This window comes from Streptomyces sp. NPDC048290, from assembly GCF_040652095.1.
Taxonomy (GTDB): Bacteria; Actinomycetota; Actinomycetes; order Streptomycetales; family Streptomycetaceae; genus Streptomyces.
In genome coordinates this window covers 22267-47884 of the sequence record NZ_JBEZLM010000017.1, presented here as the reverse complement: position 1 = coordinate 47884, position 25618 = coordinate 22267, and the positions used below count along the sequence as shown (strand labels likewise).

Below are 25618 nucleotides of genomic sequence, written 5' to 3'. Positions count from 1 at the left end.
ATCAGCCTCCGCCCGGCCCCTTCGACGGTGACCGTGCGCCTCCTCGTGCGGTTAGCGGTAGCGACACACAGCACCGGGCAACGGACGAGGAGCACACATGGTCGTCAGCGTCGGAGGGGTACGTCGGGGGCCGGGCGGCAGAGCGGGACGGGGCCGCGGCGGACGGCGGGAGGTGCTGCGCGGGCTGTTCGCGACGGTGGCCGCGCTGGCCGTCGCCCCGCTGGTGGCCGCCTCCCGGCCCGCCCGCCGCGAGGCCGCGCCGCCCCCGGACACGGCCTTCGACGAGATCCACCGGGGCCGCCGGATCAGAGGCGCCCGCACCACCGTGGCCGGTGCCCTGGCCGCCGGTGCCTGGCACGTCACCGTCGACGGACGGCCCCTGCCGCTGATGCGGCGGGCCGACGGCGGCTGGCTCAGCATGGTCGACCACTACCGCTCGTACCCCACCCCCCTGGACGCGGCCCGTGCCGCCGTCGACGAACTCGGTCCGGGCGAGCGGCTGCGCGAGACGGTCATGAGCCACGAGGGGGGCCACCATGGTCTACACGCGTAAGGACGTCAGCAGCCTCACCGCCGCCGAGAAGCGGCGGTTCGTGACGGCCCTGCTGGAGCTGAAGCGACGCGGCGAGTACGACGAATTCGTGCGGATGCACATCGACTACTACGTCTCCGACGGCGAGGGCGGGCTGCGTACGGCCCATATGGCGCCCTCGTTCCTGCCCTGGCACCGCCGCTTCGTGCTGGACCTGGAGGAGGCGCTGCGCCGGATCGACCCGGCGGTGAGTGTGCCGTACTGGGACTGGACCCGGGACCGGTCCGCGAAGGCGGCGCCGTGGAGCAAGGATCTGCTCGGCGGGAACGGGCGGTCGGGCGACCGGCAGGTCACCGAGGGGCCGTTCGCGTACCGGGAGGGCGGCTGGACCCTGCGCGAGGGGGTCACCGACGCCGAGTACCTGACCCGGGACCTGGGCCGGGCCAAGGACCCGATCGAGCTGCCCACCAAGGACGACGTGGAGTGGGCGATGAAGGACGGCACGTACGACGTGGCGCCCTGGAACTCGACCTCCGCCAGCGGGTTCCGCAACCGGCTCGAGGGATGGGGCAGCGGTCGGGGCGCGGTGTCCTGGCGCAACCACAACCGGGTGCACCGCTGGGTCGGCGGGGCGATGCTCGGCGGGGCGTCCGTCAACGACCCGGTGTTCTGGCTGCACCACGCCTTCGTCGATCTGCTGTGGCTGCGCTGGCAGCAGCGGCACAAGCAGCACCGCTATCTGCCCGACAAGCCGCCCGCGTCCGGCGACGCCCAGCACGGCCGGATCGTCGCCCGGCACGAGAAGCTGCCGCCCTGGGACCTGACCCCGGACCAGTTGGAGGACACCGGCGGGATCTACCGCTACGGATAGCCCCGTCAGGGGCGGCCCCCGGGAACGGGGAGAGCCCCGGCGCTCGGAGGTGCCGGGGCTCTCGGGGGTCGTCGTGCGGGCACGACGGGTGGGGGTGGGCTCAGTGGCCGTAGCCGCCCTCGCCGTAGCCGCCGCCGTCGCGGTGGTCGCGGCCGTGGTCGCTGATGTTGAGGCAGGTGTTGCCGAAGGCCGGGTTCAGCAGGCCGATGACGTCCACGGTGTTCCCGCACAGGTTGACCGGCACGTGCACCGGGACCTGGAGCAGGTTGCCCGAGAGCACACCGGGCGAACCGACGGCAGCGCCCTCGGCGCCCGCGTCCGCCATGGCCATGCCGGTGCCGCCCAGAACCACGGCGCCCGCGCCGAGAGCGACCCCGGCGACCTTCGCGATGCGAGACATCACGTTCTCCTTACTGACTCGATGAGCGCGGGGGCAGGACTCGCCGCCGCACTTCTCCTTCAACGCCGGGGGCGGGGGCGGGTCACGGTGTGTGAGTGGGGATCACCCCGTTGTCCGTCGGGTCGGGCCGCCGGTCAGGGGAGGCGGCGTACGGGAGCGCCGTCCAGGTAGGCGCGGATGTTCTCCACCGCCTGGCCGTAGTACGTCCGGTAGTTGGCCTCGGTGACATAGCCCAGGTGCGGGGTGGCCAGCAGCCGGGGTGTGGTGCGCACGGGGTGGTCGGCGGGTAGCGGTTCGAGGTCGAAGACATCGAGTCCGGCGCCCGCGATCCGGCCCTCGCGCACCGCGGCGAGCAGCGCGTCCTGGTCGACGATCGCGGCCCGTGAGGTGTTGACGAGATACGCGGTCGGCTTGAGCAGGGCGAGTTCGGCCGCCCCCAGCAGCCCCCGGGTGCGCTCGCCCAGCGCCAGGTGTACGGAGACGAAGTCGCTGTCGGCGAGCAGGGCTTCCATGGACGGGGCGAGGTCGGCGCCGTGCTCCCGGGCCCGTTCCTCGGTCAGGTGCCGGCTCCAGGCCGTCACGCGCATACCGAAGGCCAGGCCGACGCGCGCCACCCGGCTGCCGATCTTGCCGAGGCCCAGCAGTCCCAGGGTGCGGCCGTGCAGATCGGCGCCCACCGTGGACTGCCAGGGGCCGCCCGCGCGCAGCGCCGTGTGCTCGGTGGTCAGCCCGCGGGCCAGGCCCAGCAGCAGCGCCCAGGTCAGTTCGACCGGCGGGGTCTGGGCGCTCGCCGTGCCGCACACGGTGACCCCGTGGTGTTCGGCGGCGGTGTAGTCGATGACCGAGTTGCGCATCCCGGAGGCGATCAGCAGCTTCAGCCGGGGCAGCCGGGAGAGCACGGTGGCGGGGAAGGCGACGCGTTCGCGCAGGGTCACCACGATGTCGATGTCGGCGAGCGCCGCCACCAGGGCGTCCTCGTCGGGGAAGTGGGTACGGAACGTCACCGTCTCCACCCGGTCGGCCAGCGCCGTCCAGTCGGCCAGCTCGGTGGCGATGCCCTGGAAGTCGTCGAGCAGGGCGCAGCGCAGACGCACGGTGGTCTCCCAGGGAGGGGCGGGGCGGGGCGGGGACAGGGCGGGGACAGGGGAGGACCGACTGTAGTGCGCACGGCCGGTGGGGGCGACGGGCCCCGGTCCGGTTCCGCGACCAGGACCCGGCGACCGGGACCCGGGAGGTGTGGGCCGGGTCGGACGCCGGGCCGCTGCCCGGGAGGTGGTCCGACCTGTCCGGCCGCTGTCATGGCTGTCCGGGGACTGTCGTTCCGGTGCGGAACGTGGAAAGGGCCGGGTGGACCGGCCGGTTCGGTGGGCGCGGGCGACGGGAGCGGTGTAGCTTGAACTGGAGAAAAAATCTCCAGTTATGGGGGGTCAGGTGGCCGCGGGCGACGACGGTTCGGGGGGGTCCAGCAGTCGTTCGGCGGCCCAGCGGGCCCATTCCTGCTCCAACTGGCGCTGGCGCAGCCCGTGTTCCAGGACGAGACCGCCGAACAGGCTCAGTTCGTCCCGCTCCCAGTCCACGGTGTCCCGCAGTGCGATCAGCGCCTCGTACTCCTTGGTCATGGTGTCCGCGTGGTGCAGCAGGCGCTGGGCGGCCTCCTCGCGGGGGAGCAGGCCGAGGAAGAAGGTCTGGAGCAGCATCGGGTTGCGCTGGGCGCGCGGGGCCTCGGTCTCGCCGACCCAGCGGCGCACCTCCGCGAGGCCCTCAGGGGTCAGCTCGTACTGCTTACGGCCCCGAGGGCCTTCGTCCGTGACCGTGATCAGACCGGCCGCGTCCAGCTTGGTCAGCTCGCCGTAGATCTGGCTCTGCTTGGCGGGCCAGACGTTGCCCAGGGAGGTGTCGAAGATCTTCAGCAGGTCGTAGCCGCTGCCGGGGCGGTAGACGAGGAGCCCGAGGAGGGCGTGGCGAAGGCTCATGACCACCAGCCTAACGCGTGTCACTCCAATGTTGACAGGTCGAGATTTACCGATCGGGAGGGGAAGGTGCTGGGTGGGTCCGTCAGGGAGGGTCTCCGGAGCGGGGTCTCCGGCCGGAGCGGGGTTCCCGGGGCGGGGTTCCCGGAGTGACGTTCCTATCTTGACATGTTGCTTATGGAGCTTCTAACTTCCACCTGTCAAAGTTGGAACATGAGGAACCTGGGCTGAAGCAGGGGGCAGGCGGCATGGGCTATGTACGCGGGTTCATTCCCTGGGTCGTCTCGGGCGGGGTCTCCGCCTGGGACTGGCGCTGGGGCGCGGTGGCGGGCTTCGTCACCGGAGTGCTGCTGTTCGTCCAGGACCGGCGGCGCGGGGTCGCCGCCGACGCGCTGGTGCTGGAGGCGGGCAGCATCCTCTTCTTCATCCTTCTCGGCGGCTACGCCTTCGCCGACCCGGACTCCCCGGCCGAGCGCTGGAACGGTGTGCTGTCCTTCGCCTGGCTGGCCGGGATCGCCTGGGGCAGCCTCGCCCTGCGCCGCCCCTTCACCCTCGGCATCGCCCGCCGCCAGACGCCGCCCGAGTACTGGGACCACCCCGGCTTCGTCGCCGTCAACCAGGTGATCACCGCCGTCTGGGCGGCCGGGTTCACCTTCATCCTCGGCGTGCTGGCGGTCTGCGAGGCGACCGGTGCGCCGGACTGGATCGGCTGGACGGCCCGGATCGCCGGTCTGCTCGCACCCGCCCTGTTCACCAAGGTCTACCCCGCCCGTGTCCAGGCCAGGATGCAGGCACAGGCGCCGGACGCCTGACCGCCACACCCCAGGGAGCACACCCCATGAGCACCGACCGCGCCTCCGCGCCCCCGTCCGTCCCCCCGCATCTCGCCGGGAACTTCGCGCCCGTCCCGGACGAGGTCACCGTCACCGAACTCGCCGTCACCGGCGCCGTGCCGCCCGAGCTGACCGGCTGGTACCTGCGCAACGGACCCAACCCGCACCAGGCGGCCTCCGCCCACTGGTACACCGGCGACGGCATGGTCCACGGGATACGCCTGGAGGGCGGCCGGGCGGTCTCGTACCGCAACCGCTGGGTGCGTACGCCCACCTTCGAGACCGGGGCGAGCGTCTACGGGCCCGACGGGACCATGAACCTCGCGAACGCCAAGGCCAACACCCATGTGGTGCGGCACGCCGGACGGACCCTCGCCCTGGTGGAGACCTCCCTGCCCTACGAACTGAGCTGCGCCCCCGGCACCGAACTCGACACCCTGGGCGCCCATGACTTCGGCGGGCGGCTGCACACCCCGATGACCGCCCACCCCAAGACCTGCCCGGACACCGGCGAACTCCACTTCTTCGGGTACGGCGGACTGCGACCGCCGTACCTCACCTATCACCGCGCCGACGCCACCGGTGAGCTGACCGTGAGCCGTCCCGTCGACGTCCCCGGGCACACCATGACCCACGACTTCCATCTCACCCGTCACCATGTGGTGTTCATGGACCTGCCCGCCGTGTTCAGCATGGAGCGGGCCGTCGACCCGGCCGGGGGTATGCCCTACGTCTGGTCCGACACCTACGGCGCCCGGCTCGGTGTGCTGCGCCGCGACGACCCGTACGGCGCGGTGCGCTGGTTCGCCATCGAGCCCTGCTATGTCTTCCACACCCTCAACGCCCACGAGGAGGACGACGGACGGCGGCTGGTCCTGCTCGGGATGCGCTACCCCAAGCTGGAGGACGGCGCCCTCGTCTCCTCCCCCGCCGTCCTGTGGCGCTGGACCATCGACCTCACCACCGGCAGCCTCACCGAGGAGCAACTCGACGACCGCCCGGGGGAGTTCCCCCGGGTCGACGACCGGCTCACCGGCCTCGACGCCCGCTTCGGCCACGCCACCGCCGCGCCGCTCCCCGAACTCAGCCCCTACGACCCCACCGAGCCGCGTGCCGCGATCCACCGCTACGACCTGCGCGGGTCCACCGTCGCCAGCCACTGGTTCGCCCCCGGACGCCAGCCCGGCGAGGCTGCCTTCGCCCCCGCCGACGACCGCCCCGGCGGCCCCGGCTGGCTCATCACCTTCGTGTACGACGCCGCCACCGACCGCAGCGACCTGGTGATCCTGGACGCCGACCGGCTCGCCGCCGACCCCGTGGCCACCGTTCATCTGCCCCGCCGGGTCCCGGCCGGGTTCCACGGCAACTGGCTGCCGGACGACTGACCGGCAGCCGTCCGGCCGGCCTCACCTGACCCGCTCCGCAGAATCTGTGCCCGTACGCGCAAGATTCGAGCGCGGACGGGAAAGAATCCGCGCCCCGTGCTCACCAGCATGGACGCTGAGCGAGAGCCGGTACCTCCCCAGAGTGCTGACGCCCATGGCGCCGAGTCCCGCCACGGCCGGGTGCTGGAAGGAAAACTCATGCTGATCCCTGACACCGCCGACACCGCGCCGCCCGACGACGCGACCCTGACCCGGGCCGCCCAGCGCGGCGAGGTGACCGCGCTGGGACATCTGCTGGAGCGGCACCGGGCCGGGATGCGGGCGGTCGCGCTGAGCATCCTGGGCCCCGGCGCCGACGCCGACGATGTGCTCCAGGACGCGGCGCTGACCGCGCTGCGCCGGATCGGGGACGTCCGTGACCCGGCCGCCGTGGGTGCCTGGCTGCGCATGGTCGTGCGCAACGCCGCCCGGTCCGTGCTGCGCGAGTCGGCGGTGCTGCGGTCCCTGCCGGTGGACGAGGTGCACCTGCCGTCCACCGACATCGGGCCCGAGCAGTGGCTGGAGCGCAGCGCGCTGCGGGACTGGGTGTGGGCGGCGCTGGAGGAGTTGTCGCCGGTGCTGCGGATGCCGCTGGTGCTGCGGCACTTCACGGCGTCGGTGACGTCGTACGAGCAGATCGCCTACGCCTGCGGGGTGCCCGTCGGGACCGTGCGCAGCCGGCTCAGCCAGGGCCGGGCCAAGCTCGCCGACGCGCTCGCCGCGACCGCGGACGCGCCGCACGGGGACGCCGAACAGCGGGTGCGGGCCAGTCGGAACGAGGCGCGGCGGATGCTGGCGGCGGCGCGGGACCGGTCGGGCGGGGCGGTCGGGGCGGGTGGGTCGAGTAGGTCGGTCGGGTCGGGCGGGGCGGTCGGGGGGTGCCGGGAGTTGGCTCGGGCGTCGTGATGTCGGCCTGAATTCACCCTTCGTTCACCCGGTGTCGTGAACCGTCGTGGCGCGCCCACCAGTTCGGTTGCCCGCTTAGGTCATTTGAGCGAAGCCTGCGGGGACGACGAGATCTAGTGTGTACCCCGGCTGGCACGACTCACCGACGACAGGGGGAGCCGGCACATGAGCACCGTCAAGAACATCGTCCTCGTGCACGGGGGGTTCGTGGACGGGTCCGGATGGTGGGGGGTGCACGAGCGGCTGGTGACCGACGGCTACCACGTCAGCATCGTGCAGAACCCCACCCAGTCGCTGGCCGACGACGTCGCCGCGACCCTGCGGGTGATCGCGCAGCAGGACGGTCCCGTGGTCCTCGTCGGGCACTCCTACGGCGGGGTCGTCATCACCGAGGCCGGGCGGCACGAGAAGGTGGCGGCGCTGGTGTATGTCGCCGCGTTCGCGCCGAAGGCGGGGGAGTCGGTGAACTCACTGATCGCCGATCCGCCGGTGGGGGCGCCCGCGGCGCCGCTGCTGCCGCCGCAGAACGGGTTCCTGTTCCTGGACCGGGAGCGGTTCCGGGCGTCCTTCGCGGACGATCTGCCGGCCGCGCAGGCGCGGTTCATGGCGGATTCACAGGTGCCGTGGGGGGTGGAGGCGCTGAACGGGGCGGTGGGGGAACCGGCGTGGGCGCGGAAGCCGGCGTGGTATCTGGTCGCGGGGGACGATCGGATGATTCCGCCGCTCGCTCAGCGGGCGATGGCGGAGCGGGCGGGGGCGACGGTGGCTGAGGCGGCGGGGAGCCATGCGATTTATGTGTCCCGGCCTGATGCTGTGGTCGATCTGGTGAAGCAGGCGGCGTCGGTGGGGGTTTGAGGGGGCTGTTGTTGTGTGTTGGGTGCGGGTCGGTGGTGGGTTCTCGCGCAGTTCCCCGCGCCCCTGAGAGGGGGGGTGCTGTTGCGTGTTGGGTGCGGGTTGGTGGTGGGTTGTTGCGCAGTTGCCCGCGGCCCTCAGGGGTGGGGGGTGATGCGGGTTGAGGCCTTCTTGGCTGCTTGTTGGAGTTGGTTCAGGTCTACGGTGGTGGGGGTGCCGGAGGATATGGCCTTTTCGCCTGCTACCCAGGTGTCTGTGACCGCTCGGGAGCCTGCTGCCCAGAGGGTGTTGGACAGGAGGTGGGGGGCGGGGACGTCCAGGCCCGCCGGGAAGTAGGGGTTGTCCACCGACAGGTGGATCATGTCGGCCCAGTTGCCCGCGCGCAGAGCGCCGATGTCGGTACGGCCCAGGGCCGCCGCGCCCGCCGACGTGACCATCAGGAACGCCTCCTCGGCGCGCAGCGCCATCGGGTCGGCGGCCGTCAGCCGGGCGAACATCATCGCCAGTCGCGCCTCCTCCCACAGATCCAGGTCGTCGTTGCTGGCCGGGCCGTCCGTGCCCAGGCCGACCGGGACCCCGGCGGCGCGCAGCGCGGTCAGCCGGGCCGTGCCGGACGCCAGTTTGGCGTTGGAGCCGGGACAGTGCGCGACCCCCGCCCCGGCCGCCGCCAGGGTCGCGATGTCCCCGTCGGAGAGGTGCACCGCGTGCGCGGCGAGCAGGCGGCCTTCCAACAAGCCTGTTTCTTTGAGGAGTTGGGGGACCGAGCCGTAGCGCTCGCGGGTCGCCGTGTCCTCGGCGAGGGTCTCGGCGACATGGATGTGCACCAGCGCGCCCCGCGGTCCCGCCTCCTCCGCCGTCCGCCGCAGCGCCTGGGGCGGCAGGGTGTACGTGGAGTGCGGGCCGTAGCCCAGCTCGATCCGCTCACCGGGGCCGAAGCGCAGTCCGTCGGCGTCGATCCAGCGGCTCACGGCGTCGAGGTCGGACCGCCAGTCCCGGCCGGGCAGGTCGAAGTAAGCGGGCGCCAGCAGCACCCGGCTGCCCGCCCGCAGCGCCGCCTCGGCGACCTGCTCGCCGTGTGTGTACATCTCGGCGCTGGTGGTGATGCCGTGGCGGAGCATCTCCACACAGCCCAGCAGCATTCCGGTCCCGGCGTCCGCCGGGGTCATGCGGGCCTCGGCGGGCCAGATGGCCTCCTGGAGCCAGCGCAGCAGCGGCAGATCGGCGCCCAGGCCGCGCAGCAGCGACATGGGGGAGTGGGCGTGGGCGTTGACCAGGCCGGGGGCGAGGATGCCGGTCAGCCGGGTGCGCGGACCGGCGTGGGCGGGGGCGTCGGCGGCCGGGCCGCAGTAGGTGATCCGGCCGTCCGCGCCCACATCGACGGCCGCGTCCCGCAGGACGGAGCAGTCCGGGTCGGCGGGCAGCGCGACGGGGGCCAGATAGCGGTGCGGAGTGGGCATGGGGGTGGGGGGTCCTGGTTCCTGGGGCGGGAGGGCGGGAGGGCGGGAGGGCGGTCGACGGGGCCGTACGGGGCCGTATGGGGCACAGTCAATCCGTACGGGGTCAGTCAACCGTGACAGGCCCTAGCGGCCCCAGGCGGACAGATCGATCCGGCCATCGCTGTCCCCGCCGCGGGTCAGCAGGTCCGTGCGGCCCGATGACCAGACCACCGCGACCCGGTCGCCGTCGTTGAGTTCGACCGTGCCCCGGGTGCGGGTGGTGTCGTCGGGGTCGGTGCAGCGGAGCAGCAGGGTGTCCGCCTTCAGCAGGCCCTCGCACGCCTGCCGCCCGCCGCCGTCCGGGCGTTGGGACGCCAGCCGTACGGTGCCGTCCTTCACGACCATGGCCACCTGGTCGACATCCGTCTCACCGAGCCAGTCGCCGTCCAGGGCCAGCGACGGGGGCCGGCTGACGGGGGCCGCCGGGGCCGCGGCGGGGGACGGGTCGTCGCCGCCGCAGCCGGTGAGGGCGAGGGCGCCCAGGGCGGTCAGGGCGCCGAGGAAGGGTGTGCGCATGAGTCGGTCTCCGGGGGAGGGACGGTGGGGAGCGCCCACAAGACGGCCCGGACGCCGCCGAGTTCGCTCCCGGCGGCGTGACTCCGCTCACAACCGGCCCCGCGCGGGGCGGCTCAGTCCGTACGCAGGTCCTTGACCCGCTTCAGCTTGCCCACCGACCGTTCCAGCGTCTCCGGGTCGACGACCTCCACGTCCACACTCACCCCGACCGCGTCCTTGACGCCCCGCGCGATGTCCCGCGCGGCGGCCTCCCGCTGGTCCGGGCCGCTGGTGGCACGGGCCTCGACCAGGACCGTCATATGGTCCATCCGGCCCCGGCGGCTCAGCCGGATCTGGAAGTGCGGGGCCACCGCGGGCAGCCGCAGCACGATCTCCTCGATCTGGCTGGGGAACACGTTCACCCCACGCAGGATGATCATGTCGTCGGAGCGGCCGGTGATCTTCTCGATCCGGCGGAAACCCGGCCGCGCGGTGCCCGGCAGCAGCCGGGTCAGATCCCGGGTGCGGTAGCGGACCACGGGCAGCGCCTCCTTGGTGAGCGAGGTGAACACCAGCTCACCGGAGTCCCCGTCGGGCAGCACCGCGTCGCCCAACGGGTCCACCACCTCCGGGTAGAAGTGGTCCTCCCACACATGCAGCCCGTCCTTGGTCTCCACGCACTCCTGCGCCACCCCCGGGCCGATCACCTCCGACAGCCCGTATATGTCCACCGCGTGGAGGTCGAGGCGCTCCTCCATCTCCCGGCGCATCTCCTCCGTCCACGGCTCGGCGCCGAAGATGCCCACCTTCAGGGAGGTGGTCCGCGGATCGATGCCCTGGCGCTCGAACTCGTCGATCAGGGTGAGCATGTACGACGGGGTGACCATGATGATCTCGGGCCGGAAGTCCTGGATGATCTGCACCTGGCGCGCGGTCATCCCGCCCGAGGCGGGGATCACCGTACAGCCCGCCCGCTCCGCCCCGTAGTGCGTGCCCAGGCCGCCGGTGAACAGGCCGTAGCCGTACGACACATGGACCTTGTGACCCGGGCGGCCACCGGCCGCGCGGATCGAGCGGGCCACCACGTCCGCCCATATCGACAGGTCGTGCTCGGTGTAGCCGACGACCGTGGGGCGGCCGGTGGTGCCGCTGGAGGCGTGCACCCGGCGCACCTGGTCCATCGGCACGGCGAACATCCCGAAGGGGTAGGTGTCGCGCAGATCGGCCTTGGTGGTGAAGGGGAAGTGGGAGAGGTCCTCCAGGGTCCGGCAGTCTCCGGGCTCCACCCCGGCCGCGTCGAACTTCTTGCGGTACAGCTCCACGTGGTCGTACGCGTGGCGCAGGGTGGCGCGCAGCCGGGTCAGCTGGAGCGCCCTGACCTCCTCGCGCGACAGCCGCTCGGCGTCGTCCAGCAGCTCCTTCGGCAGGGGTTCGCCCCGGCGCCGCCCACCGTCCCCGGCCGGTCCCGGCGCGGTCGCTTCGCTCATCACGGCTCCTCGTGCTGGTGCTGCGGTGTCCCGCGCGGGGTGCGGGCGCGGGCGAACGCCATGTCGGCGAGCAGGCAGACATGCCCGCCGTGGGCGATCCGGTGCCCGTTGACCTGGTCGGCGGTCACCGTCATCCGGGTCACGGCCGTCCCCGGGCCGTGCTCCAGGAGTGCGATGCCGGCGTGGTGCGAGGCCCGGTCCGCGGCGAACATCGTCGCTACCGGGTCGGCTGCGGGGCAGGGCACGGGAGTGGGAGCGGGAGCGGGTGCGGGGCTGGTCGCGCGGGGTGGCCGGGGGGTCATCTCCATCGCCTCTCCACCGCCTCGTGGGACGTCGGGGCGGGCGGGGCCGCCGGGGGCACGGGCCGCCCTTGTGAACCGACCGAACATTCGGTTAGCGTGCGGCGTGGTCAAGTAATCCAGCAAGACCCCCGCCTGTCAAGGGGGGCTTGAGGGGCTCGGCGTCCGTCCGGGGCGCCCGTCGCAGTGGAGGAGCCTGCCGATGTCCGAGGTGTATCTGGTCGACGGGGCCCGCACCCCGCAGGGCCGCTACGGCGGTGCCCTGGCCGCCGTACGCCCCGACGATCTCGCCGCGCTGGTGGTGGGCGAGGCCGTCCGCCGGGCCGGGGTTCCCGGGGACGCCGTGGACGAGGTGATCCTCGGCGCCGCCAACCAGGCGGGCGAGGACAACCGGGACGTGGCGCGGATGGCCGTACTGCTCGCCGGACTGCCGCACACCGTGCCCGGCTACACCGTGAACCGGCTGTGCGCCTCCGGGCTCACCGCCGTCGCGTCGGCCGCCCAGACGATCCGCGCGGGCGAGGCGGACCTGGTGGTCGCCGGGGGCGTGGAGTCCATGACCCGGGCGCCCTGGGTCATGGAGAAGCCCGGCACGCCCTGGGCCAAGCCGGGCCGGACGTACGACACCGCGCTCGGCTGGCGCTTCACCAACCCGCGCTTCACCGCCGCCGACCGCGCCGCGGAGCCCGGCGCCGGACCCGACACCCTCCGGTACACCCTCTCCATGGGGGAGACCGCCGAGGAGGTCGCCGCCCTCGACGGCATCACCCGGGCCGACTCCGACGCCTTCGCCCTGCGCAGCCACCGGCGGGCCGTCGCCGCGCAGCGGGCCGGGCACTTCGACCGGGAGATCGTGCCGGTACCGGTCGGCGACGGCGAGGTCACCCGCGACGAGGGCCCCCGCCCCGGCACCACCCTGGAGAAGCTGGGCGCCCTGCGGACCGTGTTCCGGGAGAACGGCATCGTCACCGCGGGCTCCTCCTCCCCGCTCTCCGACGGGGCCGCGGCGCTGGTGGTGGCGGGCGCGGCGGCCGTCGAGCGGTACGGGCTCACGCCCCGCGCCCGGATCGTGGCGTCCGCCTCCGCCGGGGTGCCGCCCCAGCTCATGGGCCTCGGCCCGGTCCCGGCCACCGAGAAGGCCCTCGCGCGGGCCGGGTGGCAGACCGGCGACCTGGACGCCGTAGAACTGAACGAGGCGTTCGCCGCGCAGGCCCTCGCCGTGATCCGCCGCCTCAAGCTGGACGACGGCGAGGACGCGGCGCGGGTCAACGCCGACGGCGGGGCCATCGCGCTGGGCCATCCGCTCGGCTGCTCCGGCGCCCGCGTCCTGCTCACCCTGCTGGGGCGGCTGGAGCGGGAGAACGGCCGCCGGGGTCTCGCGACCCTCTGCGTCGGCGTCGGCCAGGGCATGGCACTGCTGGTGGAGCGGGTGTGAGCGCCCCGGAGCGGTACGAGACGCTGCTCGTGGACGAGCGGGACGACCGGGTGGTCGTCACCCTGCACCGGCCCGAGGCGCGCAACGCCCTCAGCGGACGGATGATCGCCGAGCTGCACCAGGTCTGCGAGCTGCTGGAGCGCACGCCCCGGTTGCTGCTGCTCACCGGGCACGGCGGGGTCTTCGCGGGCGGCGCCGACATCGCCGAGCTGCGCGAACGCGGCCGGGACCAGGCCCTCCAGGGCATCAACAGCCGGCTCTTCGAGCGGGTACGGCGGCTGCCGATGCCGACGCTGGCCGCGGTGGACGGCTGGGCGCTGGGCGGCGGCGCGGAGCTGGCGTACGCCTGTGATCTGCGGATCGCCGGGCCGGACGCGGTGTTCGGCAACCCGGAGCCGGGGCTGGGGATCATCGCCGGCGCGGGTGCCTGCTGGCGGCTGCCCGAGCTGGTCGGCGAGTCGCTCGCCAAGCAGATCCTGCTGGCCGGGCGGAACCTGGACGCCGAGCGGGCGCGGGCGGTCGGGCTGGTCATGGACGTCGTACCGGCGGCGGAGCTGCTGGAGCGGGCGCACGCGGTGCTGGACCGGATGGCCCGCTCCTCCGCGCTCGCGCTGCGGCTGACCAAGCTGGTGGTGGACGCGCCGGGGGCGCATCCGGTGGCCGACGACCTCGCGCAGGCGGTGCTGTTCGAGGGGCAGGACAAGCGGGACCGTATGACGCGGTTCCTGGAGCGGAAGGGGAGCGGGGCGTGACGGGAGCGGGTTCGGGGGCGCCGGGGGTCGTGGGGGTGCTCGGGGGCGGTCGGATGGGCGCGGGGATCGCCCAGTCCTTCGCCGTCGCCGGGTCGCGGGTGACCGTGGTGGAGAGCGGTACGGAGGCCGCGGCGGCGGCGCTGGAGCGGATCGCCGTGAGTCTGCGGCGGGCGCAGGAGCGGGGGCATCTCGCCGGGGCGTCGGCGGACGAGGTGCTGGCCCGGATCAGTGCCGCGGCCGGTCCGGAGGGGCTGGCGCGGGACACCGAGCTGGTGGTGGAGGCGGTGCCGGAGGACGCGGGGCTGAAGGCGGGGCTGCTGACGCGGGTCGAGGCGGTGGTGGGGGATTCGGCGGTGCTGGCCACCAACACGAGTTCGCTGTCCGTGACGGATCTCGCGGCGGTGCTGCGGCGGCCGGAGCGGTTTCTCGGGATGCACTTCTTCAATCCCGTGCCGGCGTCCGCGCTGATCGAGATCGTGGTGGCGCCGGAGAGCACGGACGCGGTGGTGCGGTTGGCGTTGGGGTGGACCGCGGCGTTGGGCAAGCGGGATGTGGTGGTGAAGGACTCGCCGGGGTTCGCGAGCAGTCGGCTGGGGCTGGCGCTGGGGCTGGAGGCGATCCGGATGGTGGAGGAGGGGGTGGCTTCGGCGGAGGCGATCGATGACGCGATGTGTCTGGGGTATCGGCATCCGGTGGGGCCGTTGCGGTTGACGGACATGGTGGGGCTGGATGTGCGGTTGGCCATCGCCGAGTACTTGCAGGTGACGCTGGGTGAGCGGTTTGCTCCGCCGGGGTTGTTGCGGGAGATGGTGGGGCGGGGGGAACTGGGGCGGAAGTCTGGGCGGGGGTTCTATGAGTGGTGAGGTGGGGTGAGGTGAGGTGCGCGGGAGGGGGTGCCGGGTGGGGTGCGTGGGCGGGTTCCGGGTGAGTGGTGGGTGTTCGCGCAGTTCCCCGCGCCCCTGAGGGGGGTGGTGGGTTGTGGTGAGTGGGTGGGTTCCGGTGCGTTGTGGCTTGTCGCGCAGTTCCCCGCGCCCCTAAAAGGTTGAGATTCGGGTGCGGGGCCGTGGGGGCTGGTCGCGCAGTTCCCCGCGCCCCTAGGGGGTGGTGGGTTGCGGTGGGTGGGTGGGTTTTCGTGCGTCGTGGCTTGTCGCGCAGTTCCCCGCGCCCCTGAAAGATGGGCGTGAGTGCCAGGGCATTTAGGGGCGCGGGGAACTGCGCGACCAGCCCCCACTCGGCCGCACCCGGCGATGATGCCCGGCGAGCCCATCCCCTCGTGGGGACTTGCCAGTACCCCCCGTTCGCGCCGTATGATGAACCGAACGAATGGTCGGTTGGGAAGGTGGGAGGGCGGATGGAGGACCTGGAGTCCTACTTCGAGGGCACGATCGCGCGCGACCAGCGCATCGAGCCCCGCGACTGGATGCCGGACGGCTACCGCAGGACGCTCGTGCGTCAGATCGCCCAGCACGCGCACTCGGAGATCATCGGTATGCAGCCCGAGGGGGAGTGGATCACCCGGGCCCCGTCGCTGCGCCGTAAGGCGATCCTGTTCGCCAAGGTCCAGGACGAGGCCGGGCACGGGCTGTATCTGTACGCCGCCGCCGAGACCCTCGGCGCCGACCGCGCCGATCTCACCCAGCGGCTGATCGAGGGACGCCAGAAGTATTCGTCCATCTTCAATTACCCGACACCTACCTTTGCCGACGTCGGGGTCATCGGCTGGTTCGTGGACGGGGCCGCGATCTGCAATCAGGTGCCGCTGTGCCGCAGCTCCTACGGGCCGTACGCGCGCGCGATGGTCCGGGTCTGCAAGGAGGAGTCGTTCCACCAGCGCCAGGGCTATGAACTGCTGATGACCATGATGCGCGGCACCGACGCCCAGCGGGCCATGGTGCAGGACGCCGTGGACCGGTGGTGGTGGCCTTCGCTGATGATGTTCGGGCCGCCCGACGACGATTCGCCCAACTCCGCCCAGTCCATGGCCTGGAAGATCAAGCGGCACAGCAATGACGAGCTGCGGCAGAAGTTCGTGGACATGACCGTGCCGCAGGCCGAGAAGCTCGGGGTCACCCTGCCCGATCCGCGACTGCGCTGGAACGAGGAGCGCGGTCACCATGACTTCGGCACCCCGGACTACGCCGAGCTGAAGCGGGTCATCAGCGGGGACGGGCCGTGCAACGAGCAGCGGATGCGGCGGCGGACCCAGGCCCATGAGGACGGCGTCTGGGTCCGGGAGGCCGCCACCGCCCATGCCGCCAAGCAGGCGGCCCGAGCCCGCGCGGAGGCCGTGGCATGACCGGTACCCCCCACCCCCAGGACGGCTGGCCGCTGTACGAGGTGTTCGTGCGCGGCAAGCGCGGACTCAACCATGTCCACGTCGGCTCGCTGCACGCCGCCGACGACGAGATGGCCCTCACCCACGCCCGCGACCTCTACACCCGCCGCAACGAAGGCGTCAGCATCTGGGTCGTCCGCTCCGCGCACATCGCGGCCACCAGCCGCGACGAGAAGGACCCCTTCTTCGCGCCCAGCGCCGACAAGGTCTACCGCCATCCGACCTTCTACGACATCCCCGGCGATGTCCCGCACATCTAGGAGCGGCGGACCATGAGCGACGATCACGACGACCACGTCTACCTCAGTCTTGCCGAAGGGCATGACGACAGTGATGCCCGGTGGGCCTTCGGCACCGGGTTCGAGGACCCGCTGCATGGTGTCGACACCGCTGTGCCCGTCGGGGTGGACGCCATCGAGCTGGCCGATCTGTGCACCACCCTCGGCGACGACGCCCTGGTGCTGGCCCAGCGGCTCGCCGAGTGGGTGACCCGCGCCCCCGAGCTGGAGGAGGAGGTCGCCCTCGCCAACATCGGCCTCGACCTGCTCGGCCAGACCCGGCTGCTGTACTCCCGCGCCGGACAGGCCGACGGCACGGGGAGGGGGGAGGACCAGTACGCCTACTTCCGTGATGCCGACGCCTTTCGCAATGTGCGTCTCGTCGAACTGGCCAACGGGGACTTCGCGTTCTCCGTCGGGCGGCTGCTGATGTTCGCCAGCTGGCGGCTCGCCCAGTTCACCGAGCTGGCCGCGTCCCCCGACCCGGTGCTCGCCGCCATCGCCGCCAAGGGCGTCAAGGAGCTGACCTACCACCGGCAGTACGCCGCCGAGTGGATCGTCCGGCTCGGTGACGGCACCGAGGAGTCGCGGGCCCGGACCGTCGCGGCGCTGAGTGCGCTCGCGCCCTATCTCGGTGAGTTGTTCCGGGCCTTCGACGGCCGGGACGCCGTCCTCGGTGATCTGCGTCAGGTCCTCACCGCCGCCGGGCTCGAACTGCCCGAGGCGGACCCGCTGCCCGGCGACGGCCGCGCCGGACAGCACACCGGCCAACTCGCCCCGCTGATCGCCGAGTTGCAGAGCGTGGCCCGCGCCCACCCGGAGGCGACATGGTGACCGCGCCGACCGACGCCCGCCGCGCCCGCCAGGTCGCCGAGCGGGTACCGGACCCGGAGCTGCCCATGCTCACCCTCGCCGACCTGGGCGTCCTGCGCGAGGTCAGCGTCCAGGCGGACGGCACCGTCGTCGCCAGCCTCACCCCGACCTACTCCGGCTGCCCCGCGATGGCCGAGATGCGCGCCGGTGTCGCCGCCCGGCTGCGCGCGGCGGGCTTCGCCCGGGTCGAGATCCGTACCGTGCTCGACCCGCCCTGGACCAGCGACTGGATCACCCCGACCGGCCGCCGCAAGCTCACCGAGCACGGCATCGCCCCGCCCGGCCCGGCCCCCCGCCACCCGGCGGGCCCGGTCCCCCTGGTCCTCGCCCCGACCCGGCACACCGTCCCCTGTCCGCGCTGCGGCTCCGCCGACACCGAGGAGACCTCCCGCTTCGCCGCCACCTCGTGCAAGGCCCTGTGGCGCTGCCGCGCCTGTCACGAGCCGTTCGAGTACGTCAAGGAGATCTGATGGCCGAGCTGACGGCACAGACCCCGGCGGAAAGCGGTGCCGCCGTGGCGCGCCGCCGTACCCGGCCCGTCTTCCACACCCTGCGGATCGCGGACGTCGAGCGGCTCTGCGCGGACGCGGTGGCCGTGACGTTCACCGTGCCCGAAGCGCTCGCCGGGCAGTACGCGTTCCGGGCCGGGCAGTCCCTCACCCTGCGCCGCCGGGACGGCGGACGGGACGAGCGGCGGTCGTACTCGATCTGCGCGCCGGTCGGTGCCGCGCCCCGGATCGGGGTGCGCGAGGTGCCGGGCGGGCTGTTCTCGTCCTGGCTGGTGCGCGAGGCACGGCCCGGCGACCCGGTCGAGGTCATGGTGCCCACCGGACTGTTCACCCCCGACCTCACCGTCCCCGGACACCATGTGCTGATCGCCGCCGGGTCCGGCATCACCCCGATGGTCTCCATCGCCGAGTCGGTGCTCGCCGCCGACGACCGCTCCCGCGTCACCCTCTTCTACGGCAACCGCCGCACCGACACCGTGATGTTCGCCGATGAACTCGCCGACCTGAAGGACGCGTACCGTACGCGCTTCCAGCTCGCCCATGTCCTCTCGCGCGAGCCGGGTGAGGCGGACCTGCTGTCCGGGCGGCTGGACAGGGAACGGCTCGCCGCGCTGGTCGGCGCCCTGATCGACGTACCCGGCGCCGACCACTGGTGGCTGTGCGGGCCCTACGGCATGGTCGGCGACGCCCGGGAGGTGCTGGACGGGCTCGATGTGCCCCGTGAGCGGGTGCACCAGGAGCTGTTCTTCGCCGACGACGCCGAACCGCCCGCCCCGCCGCGCCGGGCGGAGCCCACGGCCGACGGACCGGTCAGTGAGGTGACCCTCACTCTCGACGGCCGCTCCACCACCGCCGCGCTGCCCCGCGACCGCTCCCTGCTGGACTCCGCCGCCCGGGTCCGCGCCGATGTGCCGTTCGCCTGCAAGGGCGGGGTGTGCGGGACCTGCCGGGCCCGGATCACCGACGGCGAGGCGGACATGCGGCGCAACTACGCGCTGGAGCCGTCCGAGGTGGACGCGGGATATGTGCTCACCTGCCAGTCGTACCCGGTGTCGGAGCGGCTGACGGTGGATTTCGACAGCTGAGCCGGGCGCCGTCGGGTCAGGGTCAGGGTCAGGGGGTCCGGTCGCTGGGCTTGCGGAAACCCATCGCCTGCTCCACCACCTCGTCGCTCAGACTGGGCGTCGTCAGGGGCGGGTCGTCGGGGCGCTGCCGCATCCCGTTCAGCAGGATCTCCAGATAGCGGCGCCAGATGTCCGGCCGCATCCCCCGGGTGAACGCGGTGGTCCCGGCCAGCATGTGCACGATGACCGGGAGGTCGGACGCGGTCACCTCGGGCCGCAGATCACCGCTCTCCTGCGCCCGGCGGATCAGCTCCGCCAGGAAGGGGCGCAGCCCGCCGCGCGCCCGCTCGATGGGCGCGGAACTGTGGGTGCCCATCATGATGACCTCGTGCAGCCCCCGGTTCTCCGCGAGGTCGCCCGCCATCAGCAGCAGGAAGTCCACCAGCCCCTGCCAGGGGTCGGGATGGGCGAGCGCCTTCTCGGCGGCCTCCTGGCGCAGTGTGAGGTCATGCTCGAACAGGGCCCGCACCAGGGCTTCCTTGGTGGGGAACCGGCGGTAGACGGTGCCGACCCCGACGCCCGCGTGCCGGGCCACGTCGTCCAGGGTGACCTTCAGCCCGCGCTCGCCGAAGATCTCCCGCGCGGCCTGGAGGATCTTCTCCCGGTTGAGTGCGGCGTCCCGCCGCAGCGGACGACCGCCGTCCGTCGATCCGGTGTCTCGGGACATGTCAGTCATGCCCTCATGCTAGCGCCGGGCCGTCGGCCACCGGCCCCCGTCGCCCCCGTACGCCGTCCCTGTGCCTTCTCGTCGGCCCGCCCCGCTCCTCCCGCCCGGGGACCGTCCCCCGAGGCGATGAGGTCTTCCGGGCGGGCCGACAGCGCCGGGACGTGACCGGACTCAGGCGGGTGCCTGCGCCCCGTCCCCGGCCGGTCCGGTGTAGAACACCGACGAACCCTGCTTGGAGCGCTGCGCCTGGCTCCGCGCCACCAGACCCTCCAGCGTGGTCCGTACGACGGTGATCTTCACCGTGCGGTCGGGGTGCTGCTCGCTGAGCGCACCGGTGATCTCGGCCGCCGAGCGCGGCTCCTGCTGACCCGAAAGGTGCTCGCGGATGAGCTGCACCAGGGTGGGCTGACCGTTCGCCGCGTCGGTGGCCGCCTCCTTGGCCGCTTCCTTGGCCGCCTCGGGTGACCCGGTGCCGTTCTTGGCGGCCTTCGCGGTCTTGGCGGCGGCCGTGGCGGTGGCGGTGGCGGGCTTGGCCGCCGTCGCCGTCTTCTTGGCCGGGGCGGCCTTCTTGGCGGGCGCCGCCTTCTTCGCGGCGGCGGCGGTGGTGGTGGCGGCAGCAGCCGGCTTCTTGGCCTTGGCGTCGGCGGCGGGCTTCTCCGCCGTCTTGTCAGCCGTCTTGGCAGTGGCCTTGTCAGCCGTCTTGTCAGCCGTCTTGACCGTGGTGGAGTCAGCCGCCTTGTCTGCTGCCTTCTCCGTTGCCTTCTCCGCCGTCTTCTCCGCTGCCTTGTCGGCCGGCTTGTCGGCCGGCTTGTCGGCGGGCTTGGTGGCCGGCTTGGTGGTGGCCGACTTGGCGGCGGGCTTGGCCGTGGCCGCCTTGGTGGCCGTGGACTTGGCGGCCGTCTTCGCCGGGGCCTTGGCGGGCTTCTTGCGCGGGGCGGGCACCGCCGGTGCCGCCTCGGCCGGCGCGGACTCGGTCACTTCCTCGGCGGGGGTGACTGACTCACCCTCCGCGGACACGGCTTGGGTCTCCTCCGCCGGGACACCCAATGCGTCCTGGAGGCTGTTCAGCACCACCTGGTCGCCCTGGAGCCCGGTCAACCGCTGCTGAAGTGCGGCGATGTCGGAACTGACCTGCTCCTGCTCCTTGAGGTTGTGCTCCAGATCCTCGGCTACCTTGGCGGCGTACTGCGTTGTCACCCCAGGCACGGACGTGGTGGGTTCGGACATAGTGTTCACAACCTTCCTGACACGCTGATTGACCCGATAGTACGGAACCGATGCCCCTACTGACATCAGGGTCCGGTTCATGAGTCACCCAAGAAGGCACTGTGCTAAGGCTCAGTCACTGACTCGGTCCCCCAAGGGGCCCCGGGGGACGGGCCCTTGGGCCCGGGAAGGGGGTGACCGTGGGTGCGGACGACTGTTCCAGTGCCGTACGCAACTGCGCCACCGCCGTCCGGTCAAGCCACTCGTCCGGGGAGTCACCCCCGGCGGCGGGAGTGAGTGGCTCACTTGGTGACATGTCCCGGAGCAGCACCAACGGCGTCCGTCCGCCGCGCACATCGAGCACCTTGAACCGGGTGCCGGGAGCGAACACCAGCCGATCGGGTGTGTACGGGTCGACCTCACCCATAAGCCGCCCGGTCGAGGACCAGACCGCGTACCCCGGTCCACCGGCCCCCAGGTCGGCCCGGGACACCAGCGCGCACCACAGCCCCGGGTCGGTCACCACGGCCTGGTCCATGAACCGGCTGGCCAGGGACGCCGGGACCGGGGTGCGGACGATCGCCGCTCCCCGGTAGGGCGGCAGCCTGCGCAGCGCGGCGGCGGCACAGCGGGTGAGCGGCAGACGGGCGACCGTGCCGCCCTCGTGCAGCGCCGGTTCGGCCCAGGCCCACTCACCGCCGAGATACAGCCGCAGCGCGGCCAGGTCGGCGCGGGCACCCACCCGCCCGTCGAGGTCTGTGGCGCCGTCCCCGACCTGACCCAGGGCGGCCATGGCGGCGCGGTAGCGGTCGCCGTACGCGCGCCACAGCCGCATACGGTCCCGGGCCAGTCCGCCCGTGCGGGCGCCGGGGACCGGCGGCGGGGACAGCTCCCCGGTGACGAGGGGGGCGGCGGACGGGGGACGGGTCACCTTCATGGCGGCTCCCGGTGCAGGACGGGGCGACGGACGGGCCGCGCACCCGGCGGCGGACGCCTCCGACGATGACAGCCGGACGCCGCCGCCACGACGGGTTCGCCGCCCGCCCGGTGCGAACGGGCACCGGGCCTGCCCTTCCGTACGCCCGGCACGCCCCGGCACGGCCCGGCACGCCCTACGACACCTGGCGGGCCGCCTCGGGCTGCGGGAGGTCCTCCGGGAGGAGCAGGGTGAGCGCCTCCAGGTCGGGGGAGACGACCGAGCCCAGACGGCCCGCCTGGCGGGTCATCATCGTCTCCACCAGCTGCCGGGCGAGACGCGCGTTGCCGAAGGACCGGGTGCGCGGGATCGCCGCCAGATGGGCGCGCAGGCTCTCCAGGGTGTCCGGGGCGCACTTGTAGCCCGCGCCGGACGTCATCTCCTCCACGATGGCGACCAGTTCGTCCGTGCTGTAGTCCTCGAACGCCACATGACGGGTGAACCGGGACGCCAGACCCGGGTTGGACTCCAGGAAACGGCCCATCTCCGCCGGATAGCCCGCCACGATCACGATCGTCTCGTCCCGGTGGTCCTCCATCAGCTTCAGCAGCGTGTCCACGGCCTCCCGGCCGAAGTCCTGCGGGGAGTGCTCCGGGGTCAGCGCGTACGCCTCGTCGATGAACAGCACCCCGCCCCTGGCCCGCTCGAACGCCTCCGTGGTGAGCTGCGCGGTGTGCCCGATGTACCGGCCCACCAGGTCCGCGCGGGCCACCTCGATCAGCTGACCGCGCTGGAGGATGCCGAAGGAGCGCAGCAGATCCGCGTACAGCCGGGCCACCGTGGTCTTGCCGGTGCCGGGCGGGCCGGAGAAGACCAGATGGTGACTGACCTTCGGGGTGGGCAGCCCCACCGCCTGCCGCTGCCGGGTGGTGGTCAGCAGATCCAGGATGCCCCGCACCTCCCGCTTGACCGAGCCGAGACCGATCATCCCGCCCAGCCGGGCCAGCACATCCGAGTCGCCCGGCCCCGACCGGCCGTCGCCGCGCACCTCCGCCGCCTCCTCCTCGCCCACGTCCTCGGGCAGGATCAGCAGCAGATCCGCCTCGCCCGGGTCCGGCACCGACGCCAGCCGGAACGACTGCCGGTCCACCATCTCCTCGAACACCCGCCGCGCCGCCCGCCCGTTGCCGAACGTGGCGTCCCGGGGCATCGCCGTGAAGTGCACATGCAGCGCCTGCACGGCCAGCGGATCGAGGACATAGCTGTGCGCGGCACACATGTTCTCGGTGATGGTGACCAGCTCGTCCACCGCGTAGTTGGTGAACTCGATGGTCCGGGTGAAACGGGAGGCGAGCCCCGGGTTGGCGGCCAGGAAGTCCTGCATCTCCCGGGAGTAGCCCGCCACGATCACCACGACCTCGTCCCGGTGGTCCTCCACCAGCTTCACCAGGGTGTCGATGGCCTCCCGGCCGAAGTCCGCGCCCGAGCCCTTGCTGTCCGACAGCAGGGTGTACGCCTCGTCGACGAACAGCACCCCGCCCAGGGCCCGTTCGAAGACCTCCGTGGTCTTGATCGCCGTACCGCCGATGACCTGGGCGACCAGGTCCGAGCGGGACACCTCCACGATATGGCCGGACGACAACATGCCGAGGTCGGCGAGGATGCTGCCGTAGAGCCGGGCCACCGTCGTCTTGCCGGTGCCGGGCGGGCCCGCGAACACCAGATGACGGCTCATCGGCGGCGCCGGGATGCCCAGCTGGGCCCGGCGCTGCGACAGCCGGGCCAGATTGACCAACGTGCTGACCTGGTGCTTCACCCCGGCGAGACCCACCAGGGCGTCCAGTTCGGCGAACGGGCCCTGCGGCTCGGCCGGAGCGCCCTCCTCGCCGGTGGCGCCGGGCGCCAGGGTCTGCTCGGCCGGGTCGGCGCCGGGCCAGGCGTCCGGGGCGTGATTGCCCGAGCTGGTCAGGTCGGACACCGTCAGACGGGGTCCCGGCTTGCCCGCGCGCAGCCCCGCGCCCTTGTTGTCCTGGCTGGCGCAGCCGGTCACCGACACCTGCTCGGCACTGTCGATCCGGATGCCGTCCGCGCCGTTCGCGGTGGTCTCACAGCCGGTCAGGGTGGCCCGGCCGCCGCCCGCGACCAGCACCCCGTGCCGCCCGGACGCGGAGATCCGCAGCCGGACGAGGGTCACCTCACCGCCGTCCTCCACACTCACCCCGCACTCGGCCGCGCCGGACACCTCGCTGTCCCGGAGCTGGCCGAGTCCGCGCGGGCCCACCGACACCCCCGACTTGCCCGCGCCCCGCACCACCGAGTTGCCGATCTGCGGGTTGCCGTGCCCCTCGATCCGTACGCCATGACCCGTGGCCGACTCGATCGTGCAGTCCTCGACACGGCCCCGGCCGTCCTCGGCGACCTGGATGCCGGGGCCCTTGCTGCCGGTGATCAGGGCGCGGCGCAGCAGCGGGTTGGCGCCGGAGCGGATCGACACCCCGATGCCGCCCGTGTCGGCCACCGTCAGCCGGTCGAACTCCGCCGCCGACTCATTGACCAACTGCACCCCGATGCCGGTGCAGTCCGCGACCCGCGCCCCGGTCAGCGTCGGCGCGCTGGACTCGTCCACATGGACCCCGGCCTGGGTCGCCCCGGTGAACTCGCAGTCCGTGTAGGTGCCCCGGGAGCGCTCGGTGACGACCAGACCGCCGCCCCCGGTGCGGGCCGTGCCGCAGGTGCGCAGCTGGGGGTCGCTGCCGCCGGCCACCACGAAGCCGTGCCCGGTGGTCTTGCTGACCCGCACGTCCTGGAGCACGACCCGGCTGGACGAGGCGAGGTAGGCGCCCACCGACCCGCCGTGCACCTCGGTCCGGGTCACCGACACCGACGTACCGCCCTCCAGGGCGATGGCCGGCTTGTCCGTCCCGGAGATCTCGCAGTCCTCCACCGCACCGCGCGAGGTGCCGTTGGCCAGCAGCCCGTTGCCACGCGCGTCCCGCAGGGTGCAGCCGCGCAGGGTGGCCCGGCCCTGCTCCCCGATCACCACCGCCGAGGTGCCCAGATGCTCCACCAGGCAGTCCTCGACGATGGAGCCGGTCGGGCCGGTCTCCACGATGCCCGCCCCGACCGGGTTGGTCACCCGGCAGTTGCGCATCGCCAGCGAGCCGGTGCCCCGGCTCAGCACGGCCGCCCAGCCCGCGCCGATCACCTCGCAGCCGTCCAGCGCGACCTGGCCGCGGACCGCGTCCACCACCGGCAGATCGCTCTCGCCCGCCCGCAGCACCAGATCGGTCAGCATCACGGCGTCCGCGGCGAGCGTGATCGCGCTGCCCCGCACGGGTTCGATCCGCACCGAGCCGCGCGGCCCCTCGGCGACCAGAGTCACCCGGGTGCGAACGGTCAGCGCCTCGGCGTAACTCCCGGGCTGGATGCTGATCACCGCACCGGACTGGGCCCGGTTCAGCGCGTCTCCGATCGTCCGGAACTCGCCCGCGCCGTCCTGGCCTACGGTCAGAAGCTGGCGTGCCACGGGCCCGTCCTCCTCAATTCTGGTGCTGCGTCGGTGGGTTCCGAGATGGTCGGGTTGTCATATGGGTTGTTGTGCAGGATACGGCGTGGGGCCGCCGCTCAACCCTCGTTGTCGGGTCTTGTGCGAACTACCGGCCCGGTGGTGGGTCCGCCGGGAGGTGGCCGACTGGGCGCCGGGTGGGGTGACCCGGGTGCGGAGTCGGTCCGCGAGCCGGTCGGACGTAGGTGTCGAAGGACCTGGCCATCCGGTGGGCGACCAGCGCCGTGATGTCCGTGTACAGCCGCCGGTACGATCACGCACTCGCCGAGCACCAGGGGACGGCGGGCGTCGGTACCAGTGACTGTCCCGTCCTCGCGGGCGGCGCTCCGCACGGCCAGGTCCGCCGCCGAGTACGGGTCGGGGGACGGGACGACGCCGTCCTCGCCGGGGCGG

At 72.8% G+C, this 25618-nt stretch carries 24 protein-coding genes and 1 pseudogene; 14 read left to right on the top strand and 11 right to left on the bottom strand.

Features of this window, described 5'->3' with window-relative positions:
• Positions 1-97 precede the first annotated feature (97 nt).
• Positions 98-553, top strand: a complete 456-nt coding sequence (locus tag AB0D49_RS26865; protein ID WP_362761885.1) for a tyrosinase family oxidase copper chaperone — start codon at positions 98-100, stop codon at positions 551-553.
• Complete coding sequence (locus tag AB0D49_RS26860; protein WP_362761883.1) at positions 537-1403, top strand: tyrosinase family protein; 867 nt, start codon at positions 537-539, stop codon at positions 1401-1403. The genes AB0D49_RS26865 and AB0D49_RS26860 overlap by 17 nt, the downstream gene beginning before the upstream one ends.
• 100 nt (positions 1404-1503) lie before the next feature.
• Here the strand turns inward: AB0D49_RS26860 and AB0D49_RS26855 are convergent, their stop codons facing one another.
• From AB0D49_RS26855 to AB0D49_RS26845, 3 genes are all read right to left on the bottom strand, one after another.
• Positions 1504-1803 carry a chaplin gene (locus tag AB0D49_RS26855; RefSeq protein WP_362761882.1) on the bottom strand — a complete coding sequence of 100 codons (300 nt, stop codon included), beginning with the start codon at positions 1801-1803 and terminating at the stop codon, positions 1504-1506.
• Positions 1804-1937: 134 nt separating this feature from the next.
• A complete protein-coding gene (locus AB0D49_RS26850; protein ID WP_362761880.1) occupies positions 1938-2897 on the bottom strand; it encodes a D-2-hydroxyacid dehydrogenase family protein in 960 nt (319 codons plus the stop codon).
• A 333-nt stretch (positions 2898-3230) separates the two neighbouring features.
• Entirely contained in the window at positions 3231-3776 is a 546-nt protein-coding gene (locus AB0D49_RS26845) for a PadR family transcriptional regulator (RefSeq protein WP_362761878.1), read from the bottom strand.
• 245 nt (positions 3777-4021) lie between these two features.
• Between AB0D49_RS26845 and AB0D49_RS26840 the strand changes: the two genes are divergently transcribed.
• The 4 genes from AB0D49_RS26840 (at position 4022) to AB0D49_RS26825 (ending at position 7791) form a co-directional block, all read left to right on the top strand.
• The gene (locus AB0D49_RS26840; protein ID WP_362761876.1) at positions 4022-4585 is read left to right on the top strand and encodes a hypothetical protein; all 564 of its coding nucleotides are present in this window, start codon (positions 4022-4024) and stop codon (positions 4583-4585) included.
• 26 nt (positions 4586-4611) lie between these two features.
• Positions 4612-5991: a carotenoid oxygenase family protein gene (locus AB0D49_RS26835; RefSeq protein ID WP_362761874.1), complete on the top strand. Its 1380-nt coding sequence runs from the start codon at positions 4612-4614 to the stop codon at positions 5989-5991.
• A 198-nt stretch (positions 5992-6189) separates the two neighbouring features.
• A complete protein-coding gene (locus AB0D49_RS26830; protein WP_362761871.1) occupies positions 6190-6936 on the top strand; it encodes a sigma-70 family RNA polymerase sigma factor in 747 nt (248 codons plus the stop codon).
• A 165-nt stretch (positions 6937-7101) separates the two neighbouring features.
• Positions 7102-7791 carry an alpha/beta hydrolase gene (locus AB0D49_RS26825; protein ID WP_362761869.1) on the top strand — a complete coding sequence of 230 codons (690 nt, stop codon included), beginning with the start codon at positions 7102-7104 and terminating at the stop codon, positions 7789-7791.
• 134 nt (positions 7792-7925) lie between these two features.
• Here the strand turns inward: AB0D49_RS26825 and AB0D49_RS26820 are convergent, their stop codons facing one another.
• From AB0D49_RS26820 to AB0D49_RS26805, 4 genes and pseudogenes are all read right to left on the bottom strand, one after another.
• Positions 7926-9245 (bottom strand): amidohydrolase, encoded by a 1320-nt coding sequence (locus AB0D49_RS26820; protein WP_362761867.1) that lies wholly within the window; start codon positions 9243-9245, stop codon positions 7926-7928.
• A gap of 123 nt (positions 9246-9368) precedes the next feature.
• On the bottom strand, positions 9369-9800 hold the full coding sequence (locus AB0D49_RS26815; protein ID WP_362761865.1) for a hypothetical protein: 432 nt from the start codon (positions 9798-9800) through the stop codon (positions 9369-9371).
• Positions 9801-9913: 113 nt separating this feature from the next.
• Positions 9914-11266 carry a phenylacetate--CoA ligase PaaK gene (gene paaK / locus AB0D49_RS26810; protein WP_362761863.1) on the bottom strand — a complete coding sequence of 451 codons (1353 nt, stop codon included), beginning with the start codon at positions 11264-11266 and terminating at the stop codon, positions 9914-9916.
• A gap of 44 nt (positions 11267-11310) precedes the next feature.
• Positions 11311-11478: pseudogene (locus AB0D49_RS26805) on the bottom strand (phenylacetic acid degradation protein PaaD); the annotation flags it as partial.
• A gap of 283 nt (positions 11479-11761) precedes the next feature.
• On the opposite strand from AB0D49_RS26805, the gene AB0D49_RS26800 reads away from it, so the two are divergent.
• The 8 genes from AB0D49_RS26800 (at position 11762) to paaE (ending at position 18832) form a co-directional block, all read left to right on the top strand.
• Complete coding sequence (locus AB0D49_RS26800; protein ID WP_362762122.1) at positions 11762-13000, top strand: acetyl-CoA C-acyltransferase; 1239 nt, start codon at positions 11762-11764, stop codon at positions 12998-13000.
• Positions 12997-13752, top strand: a complete 756-nt coding sequence (locus AB0D49_RS26795; RefSeq protein ID WP_362761861.1) for an enoyl-CoA hydratase/isomerase family protein — start codon at positions 12997-12999, stop codon at positions 13750-13752. The genes AB0D49_RS26800 and AB0D49_RS26795 overlap by 4 nt, the downstream gene beginning before the upstream one ends.
• On the top strand, positions 13749-14615 hold the full coding sequence (locus tag AB0D49_RS26790; RefSeq protein WP_362761859.1) for a 3-hydroxyacyl-CoA dehydrogenase family protein: 867 nt from the start codon (positions 13749-13751) through the stop codon (positions 14613-14615). Before AB0D49_RS26795 ends, AB0D49_RS26790 begins: the two co-directional genes overlap by 4 nt.
• 488 nt (positions 14616-15103) lie before the next feature.
• Entirely contained in the window at positions 15104-16048 is a 945-nt protein-coding gene (paaA, locus tag AB0D49_RS26785; RefSeq protein WP_362761857.1) for a 1,2-phenylacetyl-CoA epoxidase subunit PaaA, read from the top strand.
• Complete coding sequence (gene paaB, locus AB0D49_RS26780) at positions 16045-16347, top strand: 1,2-phenylacetyl-CoA epoxidase subunit PaaB (protein WP_362761855.1); 303 nt, start codon at positions 16045-16047, stop codon at positions 16345-16347. Before paaA ends, paaB begins: the two co-directional genes overlap by 4 nt.
• Before the next feature lie 12 nt (positions 16348-16359).
• The gene (paaC, locus tag AB0D49_RS26775; protein ID WP_362761853.1) at positions 16360-17199 is read left to right on the top strand and encodes a 1,2-phenylacetyl-CoA epoxidase subunit PaaC; all 840 of its coding nucleotides are present in this window, start codon (positions 16360-16362) and stop codon (positions 17197-17199) included.
• Positions 17193-17708, top strand: a complete 516-nt coding sequence (gene paaD, locus AB0D49_RS26770; RefSeq protein ID WP_362761851.1) for a 1,2-phenylacetyl-CoA epoxidase subunit PaaD — start codon at positions 17193-17195, stop codon at positions 17706-17708. Before paaC ends, paaD begins: the two co-directional genes overlap by 7 nt.
• On the top strand, positions 17708-18832 hold the full coding sequence (gene paaE, locus AB0D49_RS26765; protein ID WP_362761849.1) for a 1,2-phenylacetyl-CoA epoxidase subunit PaaE: 1125 nt from the start codon (positions 17708-17710) through the stop codon (positions 18830-18832). The genes paaD and paaE overlap by 1 nt, the downstream gene beginning before the upstream one ends.
• Positions 18833-18860: 28 nt before the next feature.
• On the opposite strand, the gene AB0D49_RS26760 is transcribed toward paaE, so the two are convergent.
• The 4 genes from AB0D49_RS26760 to AB0D49_RS26745 form a co-directional block, all read right to left on the bottom strand.
• The gene (locus tag AB0D49_RS26760) at positions 18861-19547 is read right to left on the bottom strand and encodes a TetR/AcrR family transcriptional regulator (RefSeq protein WP_362761848.1); all 687 of its coding nucleotides are present in this window, start codon (positions 19545-19547) and stop codon (positions 18861-18863) included.
• A gap of 162 nt (positions 19548-19709) precedes the next feature.
• Positions 19710-20735, bottom strand: a complete 1026-nt coding sequence (locus AB0D49_RS26755) for a hypothetical protein (protein WP_362761846.1) — start codon at positions 20733-20735, stop codon at positions 19710-19712.
• Between the two features lie 145 nt (positions 20736-20880).
• Positions 20881-21681, bottom strand: a complete 801-nt coding sequence (locus AB0D49_RS26750) for a hypothetical protein (RefSeq protein ID WP_362761844.1) — start codon at positions 21679-21681, stop codon at positions 20881-20883.
• Positions 21682-21856: 175 nt separating this feature from the next.
• The gene (locus AB0D49_RS26745) at positions 21857-25186 is read right to left on the bottom strand and encodes a right-handed parallel beta-helix repeat-containing protein (protein ID WP_362761842.1); all 3330 of its coding nucleotides are present in this window, start codon (positions 25184-25186) and stop codon (positions 21857-21859) included.
• Positions 25187-25618: the final 432 nt, after the last annotated feature.